Origin of the sequence: Sulfitobacter albidus (assembly GCF_018200035.1) — a bacterium.
In the GTDB taxonomy this organism is placed as follows: Bacteria; Pseudomonadota; Alphaproteobacteria; order Rhodobacterales; family Rhodobacteraceae; genus Sulfitobacter; species Sulfitobacter albidus.
Genome location: NZ_CP073581.1, coordinates 240322 through 257787, shown reverse-complemented (window position 1 = coordinate 257787; position 17466 = coordinate 240322). Strand labels below are relative to the sequence as shown.

Sequence of the window (17466 nt, the reverse complement as noted above, 5' to 3'; positions counted from 1 at the left end):
CACCTAGCGGGCGGCCCCTGCGCGACAAGGCAAGGCCTTAGCACGCGTGGGTCGCAACCAGCTCCGGCAGGCGGCGGAAATCATCAAAACCTGCCGCATGGGGGATCTCATCGGCGGGCAGCTTGCAATAGCCTGGCAGATACAGCGCGAAGGGCACGTGTGCCGCCAGCGCCGTTGCACCATCCACATCGCTGTCGCCGACGTAAAGCTTCGGGCCCGTGCCTAGCGCCTCAAACGCGTGGTGCAGGGGGCGGGATCAGGCTTGTGCACGGGCAGGGTGTCGCCGCACACGACCGTCTCAAACAGCGGCGCAAGATCGAAGTGGGTCAACACCGCGTGTGTCGCCTGGGTCGGTTTGTTGGTGCACAGGCCTAAGCGGTGACCCGATGCGACGAGGTGTTCAAGCGTCTCACGCACCTGCGGGTAAAGCACTGTGAGCGCATGCGCATCGGCGTAGCGGTCGCGAAATGCGGCGGCCATGGCGGTCTGCAACGCGTCGGGCAGGCCAAGTGCCGCGCGCATCTTGGCCACGAATACGTCCACCCCGTTGCCGATGAAGTCATGGGTCTGCGCAAGCGTGATCTCCCCCGCACCGAGCCCTGCCAAGACCTCATTCGCGACCGCACGAATGTCGGGCGCGCTGTCGATCAATGTCCCATCGAGATCAAAGACAACCCGCGCGCTCATCCCAGCGGCAGACGCTGGCGCACGAGGGTTGTCCAATAGGAACAGCCCCAAGCAATCACGTCGTCATTGAAGTCATACTTGGGGTGGTGCAGCCCCGCCGATGGGCCATTGCCGATATTGATCATCGCGCCGGGCACCTCGTTGAGCATGAAGGAGAAATCCTCGCCCCCCAGCGACGCGGGCATGTCGAGGCTGACCCGGTCCGCGCCCGCGACCTCTATCGCGGCGGCAGCGGCGCGGCGGGTGCCTTCGGGATCATTCACCGTGACAGGGTACATACGGATGTAGGCGAGATGCCCCTTGGCACCGGCGGCGGCACAGGTCTGCGTGACCAGATCGCGCAGCCGCGCCTCGATATGTTCGCGCACTTCTTCGCGCAGGGTGCGCACGGTGCCGGTGATCTCGATCTGCTGCGGGATGACGTTGAACGCGTCGCCCCCGTGGATCGTGCAGAGTGAGACGACAGCGCTGTCCATCGGATCGAGGCTGCGCGCCATCATGCCCTGCGTGGCGCTGATCAAGCTGGCGGCAATCGGCATCGGATCGACGCAAGTGTGCGGCATGGCGGCGTGACCGCCCACACCCTCGACCGTGATGCGCACCTCGTCGACCGAGCCCATGATCGGCCCCTCGTTGATGGTGAATTCGCCCACTGGCAGATTGGGACGGTTGTGCATCCCGTAGACCTCATCGCAGGGCCAGCGGGTGAACATACCGTCCTTGATCATCGCATCGGCGCCCGCCCCGCCTTCCTCGGCGGGTTGAAAGATCACCAGAACACGCCCCGAAAACGCCCGGCTTTCGCACAGCTGTTTCGCAGCACCCAGCAGCATGGTGGTGTGTCCGTCGTGGCCGCAGGCGTGCATCTTGCCCGCGACGGTCGAGGACCACTCCGCCCCCGTCTCTTCCTCAATCGGCAGCGCATCCATATCCGCGCGCAAGCCAATGGTGCGCCCTTCAGATTGGCCAAGGATCACCCCGACGACGCCCGTGCGTCCGATCCCCTCAACCACCTCGTCACAGCCATAGGCGCGCAGACGCTCCGCCACGTTGCCGGCCGTGCGGTTCACGTCGTACAACAGCTCGGGATTGCGGTGCAGATCGCGGCGGAACGCTGTCAGTTCTTCGATCTCCTTGGCGACCCAATTCTCGACGGCCATCAGTTCTCTCCCTTCATGCGGTAGCGGAAATCGCAGTGGCTCGCGCCCTTCATCAGCGTCTGCGTGCGCGTCAGCTCCATGTCCGGGTTGTAGCCGATGCAGAAATCACCGTCACGGTTGCACGACAGCAGATGTCCGATGTCGCCCAGCCCCATCTCCCGGTACATCTCGGAGTATTTGCAGCGGGTGACGTTGAAATCCATCTTGTCGTCGGTGACCTCGATCACCTCGGTCTCCAGCGCACCGCCCGCACGCCACTGCGGCATGATATTCTCGAAATCCTCAAAGGTCGGATCGCGGCCCTTTTCGGCGCGGTTCTTCTCACGCAACCCCGCGCCCTGCTCAATCGCGGATTTCGAGCATGCCTCGCCGATGATCGCCTCGGCCTCCGCGCGCGAATGGCGCTCGGTCACGACCTCCAGCACGTGGGAGAGGATCATCGCCTCGATCCGGCGGCGCAGCAGGATGGGGATGTTGGTCAGATCGACGGTCTCGGGTGTGACCCCTTTTTCGGTCAGCTCATTCATCGCTTAAATCTCCTTTTGGTCGGCGCGTTTGAGCCACGCCAGATAGGTGGGGGCCAGCCGCGTGACCAAGCCATGCATCGGGAACGGCGCAGGCTCGGTCAGTGGCAGGGCCAGCGTTTCAATATCCTCGCCGGTAACGGCGCGGGCCAGCTCGCGGCCCATGGCGGTGCCGAACGCCACGCCGCGCCCGTTGCAGGCCATCCAGGCAAAGCCGTCGGGACCGATCCGGTGTACCCGCGGAAAACGGTCAAGGGTCATGCCGACGTAGCCGGACCAGACATGCGTCATCTCGGGCACGCCCATCTCGGGGAAGGCTTCGGCCATGTTGGCCGCCGCCTTGGCGCGCACGCGGGCCTCGACGTTGCGGCGGCCCATGACGGCGCCGCCGGTAATCATCCGGTTGCGCGCATCGTAGCGGAAAAACCGCAGATCGCCGCGCGTGTCGCTGACCGCCTGTCGCCCCGGCACGATCTGCGCGCGCAGATTGTCACCCAGGGGCTGCGTTGCCATCTGCCAGCTGACCACCGGGATCAGCGAGCGTGCGAGGCGCGGCGCCAGCGATGGCACCAGCTCGGCGGTGTAGGCATTGGTCGCAAGGATCAGCGCGCGCGCGCGCAGCGTGCCCTCGGGCGTGGTGATGACCCATTCGACACCCTCGCGGGCATAGCGCGTGACCCGCGCGCCCTCGTGAATGACAGCGCCCAATCCCTCCGCCGCCTTGGCCAGACCGCGCGCAAAGGCGAGCGGGTTGATGTGCCCGCCCGTGGGGTTCAGCATCGCGCCGTGCCAGAAATCGGTGCCCAGCAGATCGCGGGTTTCGTTCGCGTCGCGCAGCTCCGCCGGGAAGCCATAGCGCTGCCAAGCCTCGACCCGCTTGGCGATCAGTTTGACCCGGCCCGGCGTGTGTGCGGGCTGCATCCAGCCGCTTTGCTCCGCCTCCGCGTCCATGCCGAATTCCCGCGCAAGGCCAAAGAGCGTGTTGGCAGAATTCCCGATCAGATCAACCATGCGGCGGCCTGCGTCACCGAAGCGTTTCACCCAGACGTCCGGTTCGGCGCTTGTCAGGATCGGGATCACCTGCCCGTTGTTGCGCCCCGACGCGCCCCACCCGACTGACGCCCCCTCCAGCACCGTGACCGCATGACCGCGCCGCGCCGCTTCGACCGCTGCCGAAAGGCCGGTAAAGCCACCGCCGATCACGGCCAAATCCGTCTCTGCCGCCCCCTTCAGTAGCGGGCGCGGGACACGCACGGGCGCCGTGGCGGCCCAGATCGACGGCTGATGCTTGGGCGGCTTCATGCGCTGAGCTTGGGCGGGGTCCAGTCGCGCCCGGGTATCGAGGACATGAGCGTGCGGGTGTATTCCGCCTGCGGGTCGGCAAAGACATCCGCCGTGCGCCCCGCCTCGACGATTTCGCCGCGCTGCATGACGATAATGCGGTCGCACAGTTGTGCCGCGACGCGCAGATCATGCGTAACGAACAACAGCGACAGCGACATGCGCGCGCGCAGATCGGCCAGCAGTTTCAGCACCTGCGCCTGCACCGATACATCGAGCGCCGAGACAGGCTCATCCGCCACGATCACCTTGGGCTCCAGCGCGAGCGCGCGGGCGATGCCGATGCGCTGACGCTGCCCGCCCGAGAATTCATGCGGAAAGCGGTCGGCGGCGGCGGGCGACAGTTCCACCAGTTCCAGCAGATCGCGCGCCTTGGCCCGCGCCTCTTCGCGCGGCATGCCGTGCACGATGGGCCCTTGGGCGATCAGATCGACGACCCGCTTGCGCGGGTTCAGCGACGCCATGGGATCCTGAAACACCATCTGGATTTCGGCCCGTTTCGCGCGCAGCTGCGACGGGGTACAGGCCAGCAGATCCGTCTCGCCCAGTTGCACCGCGCCGCTGTCAGCCTCCAGCAGACGGGTCACGATGCGGCTGACGGTGGTCTTGCCCGATCCGCTTTCGCCCACCACGCCAAGGGTCTCGCCCCGCCGCAGGGTAAAGCTGAGATCATTGACCGCCACGACCGCCTTACGTTTGCCCGTCAGCAGACCACCGCGCGCGCGGAACGTCTTGCGCAGGTTCTTGCCCTCCAGCACGATGGGCGCATCGCTCTGCTGCGGCGCGGGTGGTTTGAGATCGGGCACCGACGCGATCAGCGCGCGGGTGTAGGCGTGTTGCGGGTTGTTGAGCACCTCTGACGCCGGGCCGCTTTCGACCATCTCGCCCTGACGCAGCACGACGACGTGATCGGCAATTTCTGCCACCACGCCAAAATCATGGGTGATGAACAGGACGCCCGCGCCTTCCTCTTCTTGCAGGTCGCGGATCAGCTTGAGGATCTGCAGCTGCGTGGTCACATCGAGCGCGGTCGTCGGCTCGTCCGCGATGATGAGTTTGGGCGACAACGACAGCGCCATGGCGATCATCACGCGCTGGCGCTGCCCGCCGCTGATCTGGTGCGGATAGGCGTTGTAGGCGCTGGCGGGATCGGGGATCTGCACCCGCTCAAGCATGGCAATGGCGTGGGCGTGGCGGTCGCGGCGCGGGGCGTCCATATGCAGGCGCAACATCTCGTCGAGCTGCCAGCCCACGGTTTTCTGCGGGTTGAGCGCGGTCATCGGCTCCTGAAAGATCATGGCCATCTGCGCGCCACGGATCCGTTTCATCTGCGCCTCGGTCTGCGCGACGATATCGGTGCCGTCGAAAGTGATCGTGCCGCCAACCGTGCGCACGTGTGGCTCCGGCAGCAGGCGCATCACCGCCCCGGCGGTGAGCGATTTGCCCGAGCCACTTTCCCCGACAAGGCACACGACCTCCCCCGCCCTGACCTGCAAATCCAGCCCGTCGAGCGCGAGCGGACGGTCGGCCCCCTTGGGCAGGGCGATTTGCAGCCCCTTGATCTCCAATACCACGCTCATTGCTTTTGCCGCGGGTTGGCCGCGTCGTTCAGCCCCTCGCCCACCAGCGAAAAGCTGAGCACAGTCAGCACGATGACGATACCCGGGATCACGGCACAATAGGGATCGGTGCGCAGCACGGCGCGCCCCTGCCCGATCATGTTCCCCCAGCTGGCGTAATTGGGATCGCCCAGCGACAAAAACGCCAGCGCCGATTCCAGCAGGATCGACAGCGCCATGATGACGGAGGCATAGACGATGATCGGCGGCAGCGCGTTGGGCAGAATCTCGCGAAAGATCAGCGCGCCGTTCGACACGCCGAGGTTGCGCGCGGCATCAACGAATTCGCGGTCGCGCAGGGACATGAATTCGGCCCGGACCATGCGCGCCGGCGCGGTCCAGCTGACGATACCGATGGCGACGGTTATCCATTCGATCTTGGATCCCATGATCGCCACGAGAGTCAGCAGCAGCACGAAATTCGGGATGGTTTGGAAAGCTTCGGTGATGCGCATCAGCAGATCGTCGACCCAGCCGCCAAAGTACCCCGCCAGTGCGCCGATCACCACCCCGATGGCAATCGCGACCAGCGTCGCGGCAACCCCGACAAGCAACGAGATACGCGCACCATAGAGGATCCCCGCAAAGATATCGCGGCCCAGCTGATCGGTGCCCAGCGGCGTCTCCCACGATTGAAAGGGCGGTGTCAGCGGCGCGCCCGCGCGCGCCAGCGGATCGCCCGGCGTGACCACGCCCGCCAGCAGCGCCATGGCGAGCACCACGATAAACAGCCCCAGCCCCAGCAATGCTGCACGGTTGCGCCTGTAGCGGCGCCAGAAAACGATCGCGCGCGACGGCTCGGGGGCGCTGAGTTCGGTATCGGTGAGGCTCATTTCAGCTCAATCCTGCTGTCGAGACGGGCGTAGAGAAGATCGGTGAGAAAGTTCACCACCACCACGATGACCGAGCACAGAAAGATGATGCCCATCAGCGTGTTCATGTCGCGCTGGATCACGGACTGATAGGCCAGCTGCCCCAGCCCCGGCAGGGTAAAGATCGTCTCGACCACCACGGATCCCCCCAGCACCGTCGAGAATTGCAGCCCCAGCAGCGTCACCACCGGCAACAGCGCGTTGCGCATGATATGGTGGATCATCAGGCGGCTCTCCGAGGCGCCCTTGGCCCGTGCGGTGCGCACGTAATCGAGGTCGGCAACCTCCATCACGCTGGCGCGCATCAGGCGCAGGTAGAACGAAAGATAGATCAGCGAGAGCGCCGCAGTGGGCATGATCAGATGGCGCGCCACGTCCAGCACATGGTCCCAGCCGGTGTAGAAGCCCGCGATGGTCTTGATCCCACCGACGGGCAGCCAGCCGAGCTTCACCGAAAATACCAGCATCATCATCAGCGACAAAAAGAACGACGGCGTCGCATAGAACACCAGCCCCAGCGTCGAGATCACGTTGTCCGTCGCGGAATACGCCCGCCGCGCGGCGATGGCACCCAACGCGATGCCCACGGTGAACGCAAGGCTCAGCGAGGTGGCCATCAACAGCAGCGTCACGCCCAGCCTATCCCACAGAACCGTGGCGACGGGTTGTTCATAGACGAACGACCAGCCGAAATCGAATGTCGCAAGCTTGGTCATGTAGACCCACAGCTGCACGTAAACGGGTTGATCCAGCCCGTATTCCGCCCGCAGCCGCGCGATGAATTGTGCATCCGCGCCGCCCATGTCGCCGACCAGCGCATCGACCGTATCACCCGGCGCGAGTTTGAGCAGAAGAAAGGTGCCGATCATGATCAGGATGATCACCGGCACGGCCTGCGCCAGACGGCGCAAGGCGTAGATCAGCAAAGGCGGCAAGCCAAGCTTCATGGGAGTCCGTCCAGATCAGGTGTGATAGGGCGCGATCCGGGGGGACCGGATCGCGCCCCGCAAAAAGCTGCTATTCGGCCAGCCACAGGTCGTACCAGCTGGAAGAATTCCAGCGGGGCGTGTTGTGGTGGTTTTGCAGCTTCTTGTTCGTGACAGAGATGAACGGATGCTCGATCGCGAACATCACTGGCAGGATCTCCTGGTTCTTGCGCTGGATCTCGTGATACATCGCCGCGCGTTTTTCGGGATCAAGCTCGGACGCGGCGTCGTCGATCATCTGGTCGATCTCATCGTCCTGCCAGCCGAACTGATTGGTCCAGGGCGTGCCCGCAGGCTGGCCCGAGCGCAGCCAGACCATCGTGCTGACCGCCGGATCAGAGCGGAACTGGTGCCAGCCGTTCGCCGTGTCAAAATCATAGTCGCGGTAGACACCGTTCAGGAACCCCGGCGCGTCGTTGGTCAGGATCTCAACGTCGATGCCGACCTCTTTCATCGCCTGAGCGTAGTATTCGCCCCAAAGCTGGGTGTATTCGCCCCAGGGCGCGGGACGGTGGCGCAGGGTGAAGCGCACACCATTGTCATCGGCGGGATAGCCCGCCTCGTCCAGCAGCGCCTTAGCCTTTTCCACATCGTATTCGTACACCGGCACGTCGTCGGTGTAATTCGCGCCTCCCGCCGCAGGCACCGGGCCACGACCCGGCGCCGCAAATCCGCGCATGATGTTTTCGATCGCAAAATCGATGTCGAGCGCGTGGTGCATCGCCTGGCGGACCTTCACATTGGCGAGGATCTCGTTGCGGTGGTTGAATTCGAGCGTCGAGTGGGCGACGTTGTTCTCGTATCCCTTTGTGCCGACCTCGAAACGATCATCATTCGACAGGCGCTCCACATCCGCCATCGACACACCGATAAACCCGCTTTCGTGCACCTCGCCCGCCTCAAGCGCGGCGGCGGCGGCGGATTTATCGCGGATGAACCGCCACACGACGCGGTCAAGGTGCGGATAACCCTCGCGCCAGTAGTCTTCGTTCTTGACGGCCATGACGTATTGACCGCGCTCGTACTCCACGAATTTGAACGGGCCCGTGCCCACCGGCGCGGTGTTGTATTCGTTTTTGAGGATGTCCGTCCCTTCATAGAGGTGCTTGGGCATCGGATGGCCCAAATCGGGCATCGCGGCCACGAACAGATCCAGCGGCATCGGTTTTGAGTAATTGAACACGGCCGTCAGATCGTCGGTGCAATCTACGGACTCCAGATTGGCCTGAAGCGCGGAGGAATAGTTCAGCAGCGGCTTCCACATCTCCATCGCGGTAAAGGCGACGTCGTCGCAGGCAAACGCCTCGCCGTCGTGCCAATTGACCCCTTCGCGCAGCTTGACCGTGATCGCGAGGCCGTCGTCGCTGGTCGACCATTCGGTCGCCAGCACAGGCTCGTAGCCGTCGTAGCTGCGGTCGATCAACGGCTCCACGATCTTGCCGGAGATATAGTAAACCCCCGTCGAGGCGCGCAATGCGGGGTTGAGCGTTCGTTGCTCGGAATTCATGTGAACGATTACGGTGCCGCCCTTGCGCACTTCCTGTGCGCTTGCGGCAGTTCCAAGCCCGAGCGCCGCGGCGCCCGCGACGGCCCAGACACATGTTTTGAAAAACCCTGTTGTCATCTTATCCGTCCCTGCGTTGATTTTCTGATTGATTGAGTGCAATCATACCCGCTCAACCTTAGGGTTATCCGGTTGCTAGTCAAGATTCTCCAATGTTCGAAAAGGACAAGTTTCATGCCCCATCCCAGCCTCGGGATCGACCATTGCTTTGCACTTGTGCATGATCTCGAGACTGCGGCAGCGCAGTACCGCAAGCTGGGTTTTACACTGTCACCGCGCGGCGAACATTCGGCAGAAAAAGGCTCGGCCAATTATACAATCATGTTTCCCAACGACTATTTTGAGCTTTTGGGCCTTACGGCCCGCACACCCTTGAACAGCTCGCGCGCGGAGATCCTGCAAAAGCAAGGCGAGGGTCTGCACGCCATCGCCTGCCGGATCAAAGATGCCGCAGCGGGGGCCGAGGCGCTGAAGGCACTGGGAATCTCTGCCGGAAAAACAGGCAGTTTTGAGCGGCCCGTGCCGCTGCCCGGTGGCGGGACGGCCCGTGCCGCGTTCACGACATTGCCCTTTGCCCCCGCCGAAGTGCCCCGCGGAATCGTTTTCATGTGCGAGCATCACACCCCCGACAGCGTCTGGCTGCCCGAATTGATCGACCACCCGAATGGTGCCAGCGGCCTTTCTGCCATCGTGGCGCTGAGTGACGCGCCCGTCCATGAGGCGGCGCAATTCGCGCGGCTCTGGGCCGAGGGCCGGGTGACGACGACGGCTGAGGAGACCCGTATCGATACAGGCCCCGCTTCGGCGCCGGTAATCCTGATGACGCCAGCGCAAATGGCGCAGGCCTATCCCGGCGTCGATGCGACCGGCACGGCTGAGGGGGCCTTTACAGTGCTGCGCCTCTCCTCAGACGCGCTGGAGCAAAGCCGCGCGGCGGTCGAGGCGACAGGCATCCGCCCAATCCCGACGGCCCGTGGTTTTGCCATCCCGGCCGAATACGCCAGCGGTGTCGTTCTGGAATTCTGCGCCAAGGCTTCGGACGCGGAGCGGTCACGCTCCTGACAGGCCCGCAGATCAGTTCAGACAAAGGCCGCAACCGCGACAATCGATAACGCCAAATACGCCCCTGGGTAAAACGACCGGCGCCCGACACCCGCCCAGGCGGTAAAACACCGTGGCGACGATATTCTTGCGTTTACAACACCCGCAATCGCCGTAGTCTGCGTGCCTTGACGTGCACCTGACGATCAAAGGCCCTCCCGACATGACCCCATCAGCGTTGACGATTGAAACAAGCGACAAGGACTGGCTGGCAAAAACGCTGGAAATGGACATTATTTTCGGGCGCCTCTATCCAAATCAGCGGTTGATCGAGGACGAGTTGATGGACCGCTTCGGCCAATCCAGGCACCGTGTGCGCCGGGCCATCGACACGCTGGTTCTGGGCGGCCTTGCCATACGTGAGGTAAACAAGGGCGCGCATGTGTGCAGCTACTCCGGCACCGAGATCGAGCAGATGTACGAATTGCGCAACATCCTGCACGCCGCCGCGCTCGAACGGATCGACTTTCCGCTGTCTGCCGAGGCCCTGCAGGATCTGCGCGATATTCACGACGCGCACGGCGCGGCAATCGCTGCGCAGGATTTCCCGCAGGTGTTCCAACTCAACAACGCGTTTCACAAACGCATCTTCGCGTGTTGCGGCAGCCCGGTACTGTGCGAGGCAATTTCGGTTCAGGCGCGCCGCACCTATCCGATCCGATCCCTGAATTTTCACCAATCTGGGTTTCTGGAAGAGACCCAGGCAGAGCACGCGCAGATGATCGGCGCGCTGGAAGCCGGTAACCTTGCCGTGCTGATCCCCCTGCACGCAGAGCATATCCTGCGCCCGATGCAGGCCTATCTGGCGCAATACGATCTGGGTCGCGGCTGAAAATCGTTGACCTCTCACAAGGTCGAAACAATGCAGTGAATTAACCTCGATTAATTCCCAATCTGTCCTACTTTCGCCATTTTTCACCAGCAAGTTGTACTCAGCGCCCAAAGGGGCAATGGCATTTTCGGAGTGAACAGATGCGAATTCTTGCGGTCGATGACGATCCCATCATCCTGGAGCTTCTCAAGCAATTCGTGACGGTTTTCGCGAACCACGAATTGCAGACTGCAAGCTCGGGGATCGAGGCGCTTGAATTGATGCAGGGTCCGGATGCCCCGCAGATCGATTGCTTCATGCTGGATATACAGATGCCCCGGATGGACGGGATCGAGCTGTGCCAGGCGCTGCGCAAGATGGAGGCGCATACCAATACGCCGGTTGTCATGCTCACTGCCATGTCCGAAAAACGATACATCGACGCAGCCTTTGCCGCCGGAGCGACCGACTACGCCACAAAACCCTTCGACGTGACCGAGCTGAAGGCCCGTATTGCAATGATCGACGAGCTTGTGAAAAGCCGCGCGCCGAAGACCAGCAAGATTTTTGCCGCTCAGGCCTTGCATGATCAACAAGACCCGCAGGACATGCCGCTGGAGCTGCATACGCCGATCCTGCTCAATGACGTGGACAATGTGATCGAATGCACCGCGATGGAGAACTATGTCGCCCAGCTGTCGCGCAACTCGCTTTTCGGCTCGACCGTCTTTGCGTTTACATTGCGCAAGGTTGAAGGGTTTCACAGCACGCTGTCGCCGGCGGAGTTCCGTTTCCTGATCGAGGACATAGCCGAGGTGATCTCGGACACGCTGTCGGAGCACCAGTTTCTGATGACCTACGCCGGTAGTGGCACATTCGTGTGCATCACGGAATCGGGCTGGCGCCCGGACATGACGCAGCTGTGCGATCACGTGAATCTTTACCTTAGCCGTGCGCAGATTTTGTGTAATGATGGTACCGAGCTGCACCCAAGGGTGAGTGCTGGCGCTGCGATCCGGCTGGTCTGGAAATCCGGGGAGCAGATCCTCAACGCGCTGGGTCAGGCGCAGGCCTCCGCCGAAGAGGCCGCGATCGAATACGAACGGCTCAAGAATGACTTTTTCCAGTTCGGGAGAACCGCATGAACGCCGCCGCATTGGAATTGCCAGGACTGGACAAGATCCGGGCGCGCTTTGTCGAAATGCTCGAAGAGCGTAGCAGCCGCATCGCGCAGCACGCGCTTGCCGCCTGGGACGCTGAGACAGCCGAAGAGATCAACCGCAACCTGTCGGATGCCAAGGATATCCTGCACCAGATCGCGGGCAGCGCAGGCACCGTCGGTTTTCCCGAGCTTGGCGCAATGGCGCAGGAATGCGAGATGGAGATTATTGCCCATCTCGACGGCGAATACGCCGATCTTGCGGTTTGCCCGGGTCAAATCATCTGGCGCATCGACGGCTTTGTCGCCAGCTGTCTGGAACTGCGCACCTGACTTGCGCGAACACCACCACCTTGAAGGATGTCACCGCCCCGCAATTCCCTGCGGCGGCGGTGCTATCGCGTTGGTGTGTCAGGTGTCTGCGCGTCGGCCCCGCGCGCCGGTCTGTCGGCGCCTGCGTCTCACGCATATCAGGCGATGGCAGCCTTGATTTGATCGGCCAGTGCCATCGGATCAAATGGTTTGCTGATCACTTCCGCCGCGCCGATGGCGCGCAGCTCGTCCAGCTCGGATTCCTGCGCGCGCGCGGTCATGAAGATCGCTGGCGTATCCTTCAGATGCGGCATCCCGCGCATATGCGCCAGCGTTTCCTTGCCCGTCATCCCTGGCATCATCATGTCCAGCAGGATGATATCCGGCGTGACCGTCTCAACCAGTTTCAGCGCATCGGGTCCGGATTCGCACTGCGTCACCTCGAACTCGCCCGACATCTCCAGCGACAGTTTTGCAATTTCGCGGATATCGGCGTCGTCTTCGACATGCAGTAATTTGATCATTAGGTTCTCGGTCCCCGTTCGGTCGTGTTATCCGGCGTGACGCATGCGCGCGGCGCCGGGCACAGTATCCGAGATATCGGACCGCATAGGAAGGGTGAAATGGAACGTGGTCCCCTGCCCTTCGATGCTCTTGAACCCGATTGTCCCGCCAAGCATATCGACGATCGCCTTGCTGATGCTCAAACCCAGCCCGGTGCCGCCCTTGGCGGTGCGATCGGAATTGGTCATATCGGCAAAGCGTTGGAAGATCTTGTGCTGCTCTCCCAGCGGGATACCTGCGCCCTGGTCGGTGACACTGATGCGCACTGAATCGTCGAGTTGTTCCAGCGCCACCGTAATCTTTCGCCCGGCCCCCGAGAATTTCGCGGCGTTCGTCAGCAAATTGTTGAGCACCTGCATGATGCGGTTTGCATCCGTGTCGACCCAAACGGGGCGCTCTCCGCCAACGACGTCGATTTCCAGATCAAAGCGCTGCACAAACACGGCAGAAGCCTCGCGCGCTTCATTGACAAGCGCCGCAAGATCAACCGGTTTGACATCGAAATGCATCCCCCCTTCGAGATCTTTTCGAGGTCGAGGATATCGTTGATGATCAGCACCAGCCGCTCGGCGTTGCGGTGCGAAATTTCGACCATGCTGCGCGCCGCGCCAGGCAGATCGCCCGCAGCATTCGACAGCAACAGCCCCATCGAGCCCTTGATCGACGTCAACGGCGAACGCAATTCGTGACTGACAGTCGAGATGAAGTCGGCCTTGCGCTGTTCTTCGGCAAGTTGATACGAAATATCGTGCAGCATAAGCATGATGTAACCGGCGCCATCGTCGCCCGCGAAACACCGCAGCGTCACCTGGAAGGTTGTCTGGCCCAATCGCACGGTCGCGGGCGCGGTACCCGGATTGCCGTGCACGACTGCGTCGTGAAGATCCCTATGCAATTCAGGGTGAAGAAGATCCGTCAAGGGCACGCCCGAGCGCGATGCGTCGACAACACCGGAGCGCACGCGTGCGGCTTCGTTGAAATAGATAAATGCAGCTTTGCGGGGATCAAAGATCCAGACCTCGTCTGCCAGAACGTCAAAGGCCGATACCGCAAGCGCGGCCCGACCGGGCGATCCGCCGCCCCTTGCGCGGGCCATCATCAGCGACCCGTAGGCGGCTGTACCGCCAGCGATCAGCGCCGCGGCAAGCAGCAAGGGCTGTGCCTGCGCCTGCGACAGGATGTTCAGACTGGATCCGACGGCCGCACCTGCGAACAAGGCGGCGGCACTGGTAAGAAGGGTCTGGCTGGTCAACGTATCGCTCCATCACTGACTGGACGGCGCTTGGAGGCGTGTCCGGACTGCGGGCAACATTTCAGATCAAAATGACAATAATGCGGCGTTGTCGCAAATTAGCTGAAAGACAGCCGTTTCGAGACCGAATGCTCATTGACCGCGTCGCGGATCGTTGCCGTGATCTCTTCGATCTCGACCTGCGATTTTGTCAGCGTCGCATGAGCACGCGGATCCTCTACGCCATTTGCCGCTGTCAGCACGATCAAGCGCGCCTGCGGCTGTTTCCGCTGCACCTCGGCCAACAGGTCGCGGCCGTCACCATCCGGCAGCGTCCAATCCATCACGACGGCGTCCCACTTGTCCTTATCGAGGATCGAGCGTGCCTCTGACAGGCTGCGCACGCCGACGAAATCAGCGCTTTCTCCGAAACCTGCACGGATGACGTCGATGAAATCAAGGTCGTCCTCGACGTGAAGCACCTTGATCGGGCGCGCGGACAGCACGCGCTGGTGCGGTGCGTCATCCCGCGGGACAAGAGCATCAACGTCTACCAGTGGCGCAGTAAACCAGAATACGGTCAAACCTCCGGGCGCGCTTTCGAACCCGATCTTGCCCGACTGGCGCGAGACGATCTGCCGCGTGATATTCAGCCCCAACCCGGTCCCGCCCTTTGACCGGGTATCGGAGCCATCTGCCTGCGTGAACGCGTCAAAGATCGATTCGCGAAAGCTGTCGGGCACACCGGGACCGGTATTCTGAACAAAGACGATTGCCTCGTCGTCCAGCCGCTCAAATTGCACAGTGACCTCGGTATCGGGATCGGAATACTTGCAGGCGTTGGACACCAGATTTGCCAGCACCTGTTTTGTCCGGCTCGCGTCGATGTTGACAATGACGTCCCCCTTCGGGGCGTCGATCCTGATCGTGTTTTGATGTTCCAGCGCAAACGGCTGCATTTCAGCGACGGAAGCCTCGATGATATCGCCAAGATTGTTGTTCTCGATGTCGAACACGACCTCTCCCGATGAAATCTTCTCAAGATCAAGGATGTCGTTGACGATCATCGTCAGGCGGTCGGCATTGGTGCGCGCGATTTCCAGCAAGCGCGTTGTGCCCGCCGACATATTCTTGGCTTCGGTCGCGCTCAGCAATCCCAGCGCGCCCTTGATCGAGGTCAGTGGCGTGCGCAATTCGTGGCTGACCGTGGCCACGAATTCGCTCTTGATCTGCTCGACCTTCTTTTTGTCGGTCACGTCGACGATCTGCGCGATATAGACCAATTCGTCGATGTTCTTGTCGTGGGTCCAGGTGACGCTGAACAGACCCCAACGCTCCTCGCCTCCTTTGGTCAGCAGACGCAGTTCCGCCTCGTAAGTACTCTCCTGACCATCGTTGACACGGTTTTGCACCTCGTTGGCCAGCGCGCGGAATTCATCCGGATCCAGCAGATCGCTCAGGCGCATCTTGTTGATCATCGCCTCCTCGCTATAGCCCACAAGCGTGCTGAGCGCACCGTTGGCTCCCACGAGATTGCCCTGCTCATCCATCAGCGCCATACCGACGGGCGCGTCCTCAAGAACCATCCGGAATCGCTGCTCGCTCAATTCCAGCGCATTTCTGGCGTGGCGGATTTCGGTGATGTCGGTCTGGGTGCCGACCAGCCGCAGGGCGCGCCCCTCCCCGTCCCGCTCTGTCGCGACCGCATCGGAATACATCCAGCGCCAGTCATCGCCGAATTTCACCCGGTATTCGGCCTTGGTCCGTGTCGCCTGTCCGTTTATGCAACGCTGATCCGCCTCGAGAAGCGCTGGCAGATCCTCTTTATGCACGCGGCCCATGAAGTGGCGCTGGTGATCGAACTCCTCGGTCAGATCCGCCGTTCCCATGATCGTATGCCACGTATCCGAAACGATTGACTTGCCGGTTTCGAGATCGACCTCAAAGATGCCGATCTCTGCGCCGGCCAAGGCCGCATCATAGCGTTTGCGCACGGATTCGACACGTTGCCGCGACATGATCGCGGGGGTCACGTCGCGCACCAGCGCGGTAATCCTGCTGCTGCCGTCCGCATCGGTCCAGGTGTTCATCTCCACATCGAGGAAAAGCCGCTGACCGTTGGCACAGATCCCTTCGGCGTTATACCCCTGCGTCTGTCCCGCCCCCGGCTTCAGCGCGACAAAGTCGGAAAGGCTTTTGCCATCGAAAGCCGCCCGATCAATCGCGAACAGAGCAGCCGCACCGGCGTTGGCAAACTGAATTTCCCCGTCGTCATCGGTCACCAGCACGGCAGCCATGGTCGTATCGAGGGTCGCGCGCCGCTCTTGCTCGCGCGCGCTCAACAGTTTGGTCCGCTCTTCCACCGCCTTGGCCAGCGCTTCGCCGCGCAGGTTCACGTATTTCAACGCCATTGCCAGCAACGCCGAGAGCATGATGCCAATCAACGCCAGCAATAGAGGCAGATAGCTCAGCATCGTTCCATCAAAGGAAGGGGTGCTGGTGTAGCGCAGGGTCCATCGCTGACCAAAAAGCTCGATCGGGTAATCTAGCGTGAATTGCCCGGCTTCGCTATTCTCCGCACTGCTGTCGAAAAAGTGCGTGCTGCCATCCGGCCGATCGGAGGCAAAGACCTCAAGGTTGTAGTTCAGCCCCTGCGAGAACGTTGCCCCGGCCAGCATTTCGCGCGCGATAAAGGGCGCAGCGACCCACCCCAGAAAGTCACCCTCGGCCGTCGACTGGGTCTCGGGCACAAATTCCTTGGCGAAAATGGGACGCACCAAGAGAAACCCGTCACTTTTACTTTTATCCTGAACAAGAACGATGCGCTGTGACATCAACATGGTGTTTTCGCGCCGCGACCGTTCGAAAATCTCTCTGCGCAGCGGATCTGCCGAGACATCCAACCCCAACGCGGCGCCATTCTCCGCCAGAGGCGAGACGCGTGACACAACAAAAAGCTCGCTGTGGGTCGTCTCAGGATAAACGGTGATGTCGCGTCCGTATTCGCGCGAGATATTGCTTTCCAGAAATCGTCGGCCCAGTGGATTGATCGCCCGGATATAGCTCACGCCCAACATCGCGGGGCGGGTTTCCGAGAGTTTTTGCGCCCCGACATATTCGTTGTATTCAAAAAGCGAGACGTTTTCACGCACGCCCAGAAACGCGCCGACGCCGCGCAGAACTTCCCCGTAGCCTTCGACCCGCGAAACGACGACCTCGACGCTGTCGGCGGTGATCGCCCGGAATTCGGCTGACGCGTTCATCCGCTCTGCCCGGGAGGCATAGTGAAAGAGCGCCGCGCTCATCACGAGGCTGGTGATCACCAGCAATAGGGCAAAACGCTTGGACAAACTTTGCGTCCTTGTTACCAACATTTCCTCCGACGCAGCGCGTGCATTAACGTCAGAATGCCCGCTCCAGTCCTTCAGGTAAGATCATCTATAGGTTGAAATATTCTTTAGCGCCACGAATTTCACCCTTTCGTGCGGCATAGCGCTGTTGCCATTGCCGGATCACGCCACGCGAAAAGGGCTAC

General features: G+C 61.9%; 17 protein-coding genes. 4 read left to right on the top strand and 13 right to left on the bottom strand.

Annotated elements, in window-relative coordinates; all coding sequences use genetic code 11:
- Positions 1–37: 37 nt before the first annotated feature.
- The 9 genes from KDD17_RS19055 to KDD17_RS01220 form a co-directional block, all read right to left on the bottom strand.
- On the bottom strand, positions 38–187 hold the full coding sequence (locus KDD17_RS19055; protein WP_348541473.1) for an HAD family hydrolase: 150 nt from the start codon (positions 185–187) through the stop codon (positions 38–40).
- A 35-nt stretch (positions 188–222) separates the two neighbouring features.
- Positions 223–687, bottom strand: a complete 465-nt coding sequence (locus KDD17_RS01255; RefSeq protein WP_348541472.1) for an HAD hydrolase-like protein — start codon at positions 685–687, stop codon at positions 223–225.
- The gene (locus tag KDD17_RS01250) at positions 684–1847 is read right to left on the bottom strand and encodes a M20 aminoacylase family protein (RefSeq protein ID WP_212704920.1); all 1164 of its coding nucleotides are present in this window, start codon (positions 1845–1847) and stop codon (positions 684–686) included. The genes KDD17_RS01255 and KDD17_RS01250 overlap by 4 nt, the downstream gene beginning before the upstream one ends.
- Positions 1847–2374: an L-2-amino-thiazoline-4-carboxylic acid hydrolase gene (locus KDD17_RS01245; protein ID WP_212704919.1), complete on the bottom strand. Its 528-nt coding sequence runs from the start codon at positions 2372–2374 to the stop codon at positions 1847–1849. Before KDD17_RS01245 ends, KDD17_RS01250 begins: the two co-directional genes overlap by 1 nt.
- Positions 2375–2377: 3 nt before the next feature.
- A complete protein-coding gene (locus KDD17_RS01240) occupies positions 2378–3673 on the bottom strand; it encodes an NAD(P)/FAD-dependent oxidoreductase (RefSeq protein ID WP_212704918.1) in 1296 nt (431 codons plus the stop codon).
- Positions 3670–5292, bottom strand: a complete 1623-nt coding sequence (locus KDD17_RS01235) for an ABC transporter ATP-binding protein (protein ID WP_212704917.1) — start codon at positions 5290–5292, stop codon at positions 3670–3672. The genes KDD17_RS01240 and KDD17_RS01235 overlap by 4 nt, the downstream gene beginning before the upstream one ends.
- Positions 5289–6164, bottom strand: coding sequence for an ABC transporter permease (locus KDD17_RS01230; RefSeq protein WP_212704916.1), 876 nt, complete (start codon positions 6162–6164; stop codon positions 5289–5291). Before KDD17_RS01230 ends, KDD17_RS01235 begins: the two co-directional genes overlap by 4 nt.
- Positions 6161–7150 carry an ABC transporter permease gene (locus KDD17_RS01225; protein ID WP_212704915.1) on the bottom strand — a complete coding sequence of 330 codons (990 nt, stop codon included), beginning with the start codon at positions 7148–7150 and terminating at the stop codon, positions 6161–6163. Before KDD17_RS01225 ends, KDD17_RS01230 begins: the two co-directional genes overlap by 4 nt.
- 70 nt (positions 7151–7220) lie before the next feature.
- On the bottom strand, positions 7221–8813 hold the full coding sequence (locus KDD17_RS01220) for an ABC transporter substrate-binding protein (protein ID WP_212704914.1): 1593 nt from the start codon (positions 8811–8813) through the stop codon (positions 7221–7223).
- Positions 8814–8927: 114 nt separating this feature from the next.
- Here KDD17_RS01220 and KDD17_RS01215 point away from each other — a divergent pair, with 114 nt between their 5' ends.
- The 4 genes from KDD17_RS01215 to KDD17_RS01200 all read left to right on the top strand — a co-directional run bounded on the left by KDD17_RS01215 (position 8928) and on the right by KDD17_RS01200 (position 12157).
- Complete coding sequence (locus tag KDD17_RS01215) at positions 8928–9815, top strand: VOC family protein (RefSeq protein ID WP_212704913.1); 888 nt, start codon at positions 8928–8930, stop codon at positions 9813–9815.
- Between the two features lie 202 nt (positions 9816–10017).
- On the top strand, positions 10018–10686 hold the full coding sequence (locus tag KDD17_RS01210) for a GntR family transcriptional regulator (RefSeq protein ID WP_212704912.1): 669 nt from the start codon (positions 10018–10020) through the stop codon (positions 10684–10686).
- Between the two features lie 140 nt (positions 10687–10826).
- Positions 10827–11810, top strand: a complete 984-nt coding sequence (locus KDD17_RS01205; protein WP_212704911.1) for a response regulator — start codon at positions 10827–10829, stop codon at positions 11808–11810.
- Complete coding sequence (locus KDD17_RS01200) at positions 11807–12157, top strand: Hpt domain-containing protein (protein ID WP_212704910.1); 351 nt, start codon at positions 11807–11809, stop codon at positions 12155–12157. Before KDD17_RS01205 ends, KDD17_RS01200 begins: the two co-directional genes overlap by 4 nt.
- Positions 12158–12294: 137 nt before the next feature.
- Here KDD17_RS01200 and KDD17_RS01195 read toward each other — a convergent pair whose 3' ends face one another.
- From KDD17_RS01195 to KDD17_RS01185, 4 genes are all read right to left on the bottom strand, one after another.
- Entirely contained in the window at positions 12295–12660 is a 366-nt protein-coding gene (locus KDD17_RS01195) for a response regulator (RefSeq protein ID WP_212704909.1), read from the bottom strand.
- Between the two features lie 27 nt (positions 12661–12687).
- Positions 12688–13059, bottom strand: coding sequence for a sensor histidine kinase (locus tag KDD17_RS18670; RefSeq protein WP_254796849.1), 372 nt, complete (start codon positions 13057–13059; stop codon positions 12688–12690).
- Positions 13035–13952: a histidine kinase dimerization/phospho-acceptor domain-containing protein gene (locus KDD17_RS18665; RefSeq protein ID WP_254796848.1), complete on the bottom strand. Its 918-nt coding sequence runs from the start codon at positions 13950–13952 to the stop codon at positions 13035–13037. Before KDD17_RS18665 ends, KDD17_RS18670 begins: the two co-directional genes overlap by 25 nt.
- Positions 13953–14050: 98 nt before the next feature.
- Positions 14051–17281, bottom strand: a complete 3231-nt coding sequence (locus KDD17_RS01185; protein ID WP_212704908.1) for a PAS domain S-box protein — start codon at positions 17279–17281, stop codon at positions 14051–14053.
- Positions 17282–17466 lie beyond the last annotated feature (185 nt).